General features: G+C 28.1%; 7 protein-coding genes. All 7 read right to left on the reverse strand.

What is annotated here, in order from left to right; translation table 11 throughout:
• Nucleotides 1–282: 282 nt before the first annotated feature.
• Nucleotides 283–1,242: a carbohydrate kinase gene (locus Q5F54_RS07795; protein WP_288526379.1), complete on the reverse strand. Its 960-nt coding sequence runs from the start codon at nt 1,240–1,242 to the stop codon at nt 283–285.
• On the reverse strand, nt 1,230–2,723 hold the full coding sequence (locus tag Q5F54_RS07800; protein ID WP_288526378.1) for a glycoside hydrolase family 32 protein: 1,494 nt from the start codon (nt 2,721–2,723) through the stop codon (nt 1,230–1,232). The genes Q5F54_RS07795 and Q5F54_RS07800 overlap by 13 nt, the downstream gene beginning before the upstream one ends.
• Before the next feature lie 24 nt (nt 2,724–2,747).
• Nucleotides 2,748–3,590: a carbohydrate ABC transporter permease gene (locus Q5F54_RS07805; RefSeq protein ID WP_288526377.1), complete on the reverse strand. Its 843-nt coding sequence runs from the start codon at nt 3,588–3,590 to the stop codon at nt 2,748–2,750.
• 13 nt (nt 3,591–3,603) lie between these two features.
• Nucleotides 3,604–4,530 carry a carbohydrate ABC transporter permease gene (locus tag Q5F54_RS07810; RefSeq protein WP_288526376.1) on the reverse strand — a complete coding sequence of 309 codons (927 nt, stop codon included), beginning with the start codon at nt 4,528–4,530 and terminating at the stop codon, nt 3,604–3,606.
• Nucleotides 4,531–4,643: 113 nt separating this feature from the next.
• Nucleotides 4,644–5,933, reverse strand: coding sequence for an ABC transporter substrate-binding protein (locus Q5F54_RS07815; RefSeq protein WP_302334186.1), 1,290 nt, complete (start codon nt 5,931–5,933; stop codon nt 4,644–4,646).
• A 493-nt stretch (nt 5,934–6,426) separates the two neighbouring features.
• On the reverse strand, nt 6,427–7,404 hold the full coding sequence (locus tag Q5F54_RS07820) for a LacI family DNA-binding transcriptional regulator (protein WP_302334187.1): 978 nt from the start codon (nt 7,402–7,404) through the stop codon (nt 6,427–6,429).
• Nucleotides 7,405–7,648: 244 nt separating this feature from the next.
• Nucleotides 7,649–8,255: biosynthetic peptidoglycan transglycosylase (locus Q5F54_RS07825; protein ID WP_302334188.1), on the reverse strand; the 607-nt coding region annotated here is incomplete at its 5' end.

Below are 8,255 nucleotides of genomic sequence, written 5' to 3' on the forward strand. Positions count from 1 at the left end.
ACAAGAGCCTTGAAGAATCTATTTACGAACTTTTTTAAGTTCGACTACTATAATTGTATTTTTTAACTTATAAAATTTATTTCTTAATTTGTATATATTATCTATAAATATATTCACTACTTAATCATAAAAACTAGCATAGAATATAAAAAGAAAGTCTACGCTATTATAGTTTAATAGTCATTAGACTTTCTTTTTATAAAAAATTCGATTTTACAATATTAATTTTCAAAATAATTCTCAAGTAAGTCAGTAAAAATAATATCTACCCTTACTTAATATTTAACTTAATCGATCTTCTAAAATAGTATTTATTTCTTCCTTTGTCGGCATAGATTTTAATGCACCTTTTCTTTTTACAACTATAGAAGCTGCTGCATTAGCAAAATCAAGAGCATAATCTAAATATTCTACATCTATATTGTCTATATCAATTTCCATAATTTTACTTAATAATGCTCCATGGAATGTATCTCCAGCACCTGTAGTATCTATAACTTCACTTTTAAATCCACTTCTATATCCTATACAATTTTTATACCAATACATGCTTCCATTTTCTCCAAGGGTCACAAGTATTAATTTTATATCGTATTTATTTTTTATTTCTATTATCGCTTCATTCATATCATTCATACCTGTAATAAACTCTAGTTCATTATCAGATATCTTTAATATATCACACTTATTTAATCCATATTCTATAGCCTCTTTTACTAGATTATCATTTTTCCATAAAGCTGGCCTATAATTTGGATCAAATGATATTAATACATTATTTTCTTTTGCAATATCTATAGCCTTTTTTGTTGCTGATTTTACAGGTTCATTAGTCATTGATAAAGTCCCAAAATGAAAAATCTTACTATTTTTAATCATCTCTTCATTAATTTCATCTTCTGTTAGCATTTCGTCTGCTCCAATATTCCTATAAAAAGAGAAACTTCGTTCTCCATTTTCGTCTAAATGAACAAATGCTGCTGTAGTATTATATTCATCTGATAATACTAATCCATCTGTTGATATATTTTCTTTGTCTAATGTTTCTTTTAATAGTTTTCCAAATCCATCATTTCCAACTTTTCCAATGAATCCAGTTTTATATCCTAGATTACTTAACATAGATAAAACATTACATGGTGCCCCACCTGGATTTACTTCAAGTACATCATTGTTTTGATTACTTTTTCCATATGGTGTAAAGTCTATTAGTAGTTCACCTAATGCTACTACATCGTACATATTTTTTCCTCCTGATTTACAGTATTTAAGGAGTATCCCTTAAATGTTGATATATAAACTTCGCCATCTGTTGCTATCATTTCAATTTTATTTTCATTTTCACTTGGATATATATTTGAAGTTAATACAGTTTTATAATTATTTGTATATATTTCAAGTGATGAGGTATCACTTAATATTTTTATAGATAAAATATTACTATCTAATTCTAAATCACAAGTTTTTATACCTTTAGAATAATCATCTGAATTATTTCTATCAAATGTAATTTTCTTATCAGTTATATTAAACATTATTTTAGTTGCTTTTTTATCTGATTTTCTAAGTTCAAATCCAAATTCTTTAGCAGTAGTTTTATATAGATCTATATCTACATTTAATTCATAATGAATTCCATTTCCTACTTCTAGACATAGATTTTCTAATCCATATGTTATATTTTCATATGTTATACAGCTATCTCTTAGTACTTCTAACTCTTCAACTGGTATAAATTGAAGCTTATTATCACTTGTTAACCTTATTTCTCTAGGTATAGACATGCATCCATTCCACTTATCTTCTATTGTAGGACCATATCCATTAAACCAAGACATCCAAGGCCAACTATTTTGCCAACCTATTATTATTCTTCTTCCCTTGTCATCAAGTAAAGATTGAGGTGCATAATAGTCAAAACCTAAATCTATTTCTCCTTCATTTTCATATGTAAATTTTCCACTTTCAAAATCCATTTCCCCAACTTGATATACAACTTTTCTATTTTCTAGTCCCATCGGTGAAAACATTAAAACATATTTATCTCCTAGCTTAAAAAAATCAGGACATTCCCACATATATCCGAATTTACCATTAGATTCTGCCATAACACCTACATAATTCCATTCTAGTAAATTATCTGATTTATATAAAAGTACCTTTCCATTTCCATCTTTTCCTGATCCAATTACAACATACCAAGAGTTATTCTCCCTCCATACTTTAGGATCCCTAAAATCCGCAGATCCCTCTTCTGGAAATGTTTCTATAACCGGATTATTTTCATATTTTTTAAAATTAATTCCATCATTACTTCTGGCTATACACTGCGTTTGTATGCTTTTCTCATCTTTATTAACTGTACCTGTATACATTAAAGTTAATACTCCATTATCATCTACAGCACTTCCTGAAAAACATCCACCTTTTTCATCATTATCATATGACTCACTTGGAGCTAAGGCTATGGGCATATGTCTCCAGTTAACTAAATCTTTACTAACTGCATGCCCCCAATGCATAGATGACCATTCCCCACTATATGGATTGTGTTGATAAAATAAATGATACTCTCCATTATAATATGATAAACCATTTGGGTCATTTATCCAACCTACAGGCGCCATAAAATGATATCCTTGTCTATATGGCTTATATTTTACTTCGTCTTTTATAGATTCTATATAAGTTTGACTTTTTACTAAACATTGATTGTGTAACATAATATCCCCCTTGAAAAATCTTTTCTATCCTTTAATTCCACTTGATGTTATACCTTCTACATAGTACTTTTGTAATAATAAGAATAATATTATTATAGGTATTGTTGTAAATACTAAAGCTGCCATTATTGGACCATATCTTACTGGTGGGTCAGTAAAAAATCCTTGTATCGCTAATTGAACTGTTTTATATTCCTTTGATGTAACTGATATTAATGGCCACATAAAGTCACTCCAATGAGTTGTAACAGTTAATACTGTAGCTGTTGCTAAAACAGGTTTTGAATTTGGTATAACTATTCTTACAAAAGTTTTTAGTGGTCCACATCCATCTATACTTGCTGCTTCTTCTAAATCTTTTGGCATAGACATAAAGAATTGTCTAAATAAAAATATATTAAAACAGTTACCTACAAAAGGTAGTATTAATGCTAAGTATGAGTTTGTTATTCCTAAGCCGTTGCTTACTAGATATAATGGAAGTAATACAGTTTCAAATGGTACTATATATAGAGCTATTATTAATCCTAATACTATTTTTTTGCCTGGAAAATTTAATTTTGCTAAAGAATATCCAGCTAAAGCATTTACTGGTATCCCAATTATTAATATCATCGCAATATAAAAAGTACTATTTAACATACTATTTACTATTTCTGATCTTGCAAACATTTCTTTATAGTTTTCTAATGTTGGGTTATTAAGCATAAGTGTAGCTAAAGAATTCATATCTTTAAATATATCAACTTCTGGCTTTAGAGATGATACTATCATCCATACTAAAGGTATTACAAATACTACAGCTACGAATATTTGTACTGCATATAAAAATGCTTTATTTACTTTCTTTTTAGTTTGTATATTCATTTAAATCCTCCCCTTAATCTTCTTCTTTCATTATAAGTTTCTTTAAAATACCTGAAACTACAGTTATAATAAGGAAGAATAATACCGCTATCGCACAAGAGTATCCTACATTTCGATACTGGAAACCTTGTTCATAAATCATATATGCTAGTGTTTTTGTAGATTCATTAGGGCCACCACCAGTCATTATATACGGTTGTGTAAATAATTTAAAAGCTTGTATTGTAGTCATTAATATAACAAAGTTAGATACATGTTGTATTCCTGGTAATGTTACATTTGTAAATTTTTGCCACCAGTTAGCACCATCTATTTGTGCTGCTTCATATAATTCTGGTGAAACATCTTGAAGACCTGCAAGAAAAATCATCATTTGATATCCTGCTGCTTGCCATATAGACATTATAATAATTGAATTCATAGCTTGTTTTTCACTTAATAAAAATGGTTGCGCTGGTATACCAAGCTGACTTAAAAATGAGTTAATCATTCCATTGTCTTTGTTATATAAGAAAGTCCATAATATAGATACAACAACCATCGATGTTATAACTGGACTAAAGAAACATATTCTTGCGACTTTAGAAGTTTTAATTTTAGCATTTACTATTAATGCTAATAATAAGGCAACAGCACTCTGTGCTGGTACAACTATTGCTGCAAAGTAAACTGTATTTTTTAAAACCTTATAAAATGCTGGATCTTTTAATATTTCCATATAGTTTTGTAATGCTACAAAAACTTTTGCATGTGGCTTTAACATATTATAATTTTGGAAACTATATATAAACGCCAATATTGCCGGTAATAATAAAAATATAAAAATAAATATCAGAGCTGGAGCTATAAATATAGAACCCATAATAGCTTTTTTAGACTTCATAGACATACTTTTTTTCTCATTAAGAGTTATATTATTATTTTTCATAGAACTTTGCACAACTATTCCACCCTTCTTGAACGGTATTTAAAAAAGTTTATAAAGTTGTATAATTAAAGATAAGACCTTATAAACTTTAGTTAGTCAACTTTATAAACTTATAGTTATTTAAATTAATTATTACGTTTTATATCTTCCTCAAATCTCTGTACAACTTTATCTAATGCTGATTTAACATCTGCACCAGTACGTATATCTTGCATTGCCGAACTAAATTCTTTTGATAATACTGGGTATGAAGTTGTTAATGGTCTTGTATGAGCAGTTTTAGTAACTTGATCTTTTAATATATTTCTAGGATACTCATTATAACTTTCATTAGATTCAAGAACTGAAATTCTTGATGCTGGCTTATCTATCATATCACAGTGCTCTTTTACAGAATCTTTATTTGTTAGAAATTTTACTAATTCAGCAGCCCCCTCTTGATTTTCAGATCCTGATGTTACTCCCCAACACCAGTCACCTGATGGAGATACTACTTTTTTAGTTTTTGCGCTAGCAGGATAATAAGTTACACCATACTCAAAATCTGGATAATCATTATTTAATTTAGTAAATTCCCAAGAACCCATTAAATACATTGCTGCTTTTCCTTCTTCAAATTCATTTGGAAGTGGTTGTAGATTCATTAAACCTTCTGTTGCAAATTTTTGATAATAAGTTAATGCTTCCACTGCTTCAGGAGAGTTGATATAACCATTCGCTACTTTTCCATCTTTAGATAATAGTTCAGCACCTGATGACCAAACTATTGGAGCTAGACCATATATCTGACCTTCTCCTAAGTCCCAGTTTAAGTCAATGCCATATACACCATCTTTATTTAATTTTTTAGCTGCTTCATAAACATCTTCCCATGTCCATGCTTCCTCTAAAGTAGTTGGCGGAGTTATCCCAGCTTCATTTAACATTTTCTCATTATAAAAAAGTAAAACTGATGATTCAGAAGTTCCTAAAGTATATAATTCATCATTGTATGTACCTTGATTAATAATAGATGGAACAAAATCTGACTTTTCTTCATCGCTTACATATTGTTCAATTGGTACAAGGATGCCAGATTCAGCATAGTTAGTTACAGTAGGTCCATCTACACTAAGTACGTCTGGTAAATCACCTGATGTTGCAGCAGCATTTATTTTATTTTCATATTCATAACCATTTGCTCTTGGTATTAACTCTATAGTTGCTTTATATTTGCCTTCATACTCTTTATTAAATTCTTCTATTCTTTTATTATAATAATTATTTTCATCTTGATTTCCTTGAGGACTCCATACAGTAAGTTCTGTTACATCAGAATTACTATCTCCTCCTTTCGTGCTACCACATCCTGTTAATAATCCTGCTGATAATGCAGCACATAATATTAAACTTGTTATTTTTTTTCTTTTTAACATTCTTATCCCCCTCTAAAATTTTTAAGGAAATGTTTTCCTTTGTATTATATATATTAATCAATCTCAAAATATATGTCAATCGTTTAACATATTTTTTTTCATTTTTTATTATCTATTTCTAAATTATAATTGTATATATTTTTTTCTAAATATTAGTACTTATTATCTAAATTTACATATTGAAGGTTTATCACTTTTTACAATAATGTATATGCTCAACGTTTGACATATTTATTTGCTACTAACTATATTACTTCTAATTTGATGTATAAAAATTTCATTTTATCTGATAAATGTATCGTCAAATCTCTTCATATTACCAACGGTATGTTACTTGCTATCGCTTCCGTCTATATGTTTCTTAAAATATCATTTTCACATTTTTGTATGTATTGTTATGGCTTTAGTTGATAAATTGTCCAAAACTTCCAATAAATTCTAAACCCATATTAATTAAAAGACTGTAAATATATTTTATATTTACAGTCTTAATTTAAGTAGTTTCACCTTTTATTAATGTAATAGTATGATTTATCTCTTTTTCTTCAATCCATTCTCCATCTATAAGTTTTATCAATTTATCTACAGCATCTATACAAATTTCTTTTATTGGCTGTTTTATAGTAGTTAAAATTGGATTGAATAGTTCCGAATTTTTTGTTCCATCATAGCCAACTACTTTTAAATCATCTGGAATTTTTTTACCTCTTTTCATTGCTTCTTTTACAACTAATGTTGCAATATTATCTGTAGCAAAAACTCCATCAATATTTTTATAGTTTTCAAACATATAATCAATATAATCTAAGTTCTCTTCATCAGTAAAGGAATTTAAACCCATTTCTATTGTTTTAAAATTTATATTATTTTCAATCATAGTTTTTGTGAATTCTAAATGTCTTTTATTTGCAGGGAGCTTAACCTTATTGTAACCAGCAAACTGTACTACATTCTTACAACCACAATCTATTAAATGCTTAGCTGCTAAACGTCCACCTTGAACGTGATCTGCACATATAACAGGAATATTTTCTCCAAGATATCTATCTAATGCAATTATAGGTAAGTTAATTTTTAAGTAATCTTCAATTTCAAGAGTATGACTACCTATTATGATTCCATCTACTTTATTTCTTTGTAACATATTTATGTACTCATTTTCCCTTTTGCTACTATTGTAAGCATTGCACAACATAAGCTTATAACCACGGTTATATAATTCTTCTTCAATATATTTGGCCTCTTCTGCATAAAAATTTACACTTATATCCGGCAATATTAATCCTATTAAGTTAGTTTTTTGTTGTTGAAGGTTTTTTGCTAGTTCATTAGGATGATAATTAATCTTATCAATAGCATCATAAACTTTTTTTCTTGTTTTTTCAGATATATATCCTCTATTGTTCATGACTCTTGATACAGTAGTTACTGAAACGCCAGCTTCCTTTGCTACATCTTTTATGTTGGCCAATTATAACAACTCCTTTTAATTTAATACTCCATATAATAATACTATTTTTTATATTATATTTCTATATGTTAAAATAAAACAGTTTTCTGTAAATTAATATTCCTATGTTATATATCATATTTCTAGAACTTCATATATAATAAAGTATAAATAGCTATCTTAAATTAAAATGTACCCTATAGAGTAGACAATTAGTAAGAATATCTACTCTATAGGGTACATTTTAATTATATAGATTTTTTTACTATGCTAAATTAAAGTCTCTCTCAGCTAAAATATAATAATCTTCTTTATAATCAATATCTCCATACTTTTGCATAGCTGCAATTACATCTTTTTGTCTAGCCACAGCTTTATCATAATATTTCGTTGGATTATATCTCTTCGGAGATTGAGGTAGTCCTGCTAACATAGTTGCTTGTTGTAAATTTAAATCACCTGATTCTTCTCCAAAGTAGCCTTCACTAGCTTCTTTTATACCTGTATATCCATTACCATAATTTATTATATTTACATATATTTCAAATATTTCATTCTTAGAGTATTTTTTCTCAAGGTCATTAACTAAAAATACTTCAGATACTTTTCTTGAAAATTCTCTATCTCCATTCAGATAAAGATTTTTAGCTAATTGTTGTGTTATTGTACTTCCACCTTGAACTATTTTTCCTGCTTGTATATTTTTTATAGTTGCTCTTGCTATCGATATAAAGTCTAATCCATTGTGTTCATAAAACCTATGATCTTCCACCGATATAATTGCATTTACAAAGTCTTTATCTATATTCTCAAACCTTACATAATTTTCATTATGCCTAATCTCTTCAATCTTTTCATCTATACTCATATTG

This window comes from uncultured Romboutsia sp., assembly GCF_958366745.1.
In the GTDB taxonomy this organism is placed as follows: Bacteria; Bacillota; Clostridia; order Peptostreptococcales; family Peptostreptococcaceae; genus Romboutsia; species Romboutsia timonensis.

Excerpts from the sequence above, each read along its gene's own strand:
- Q5F54_RS07795 (WP_288526379.1), bottom strand. The coding sequence starts at position 1,242 with ATGTACGATGTAGTAGCATTAGGTGAACTACTAATAGACTTTACACCA.
- Q5F54_RS07815 (WP_302334186.1), bottom strand. The coding sequence starts at position 5,933 with ATGTTAAAAAGAAAAAAAATAACAAGTTTAATATTATGTGCTGCATTA.
- Q5F54_RS07800 (WP_288526378.1), bottom strand. The coding sequence starts at position 2,723 with ATGTTACACAATCAATGTTTAGTAAAAAGTCAAACTTATATAGAATCT.
- Q5F54_RS07805 (WP_288526377.1), bottom strand. The coding sequence starts at position 3,590 with ATGAATATACAAACTAAAAAGAAAGTAAATAAAGCATTTTTATATGCA.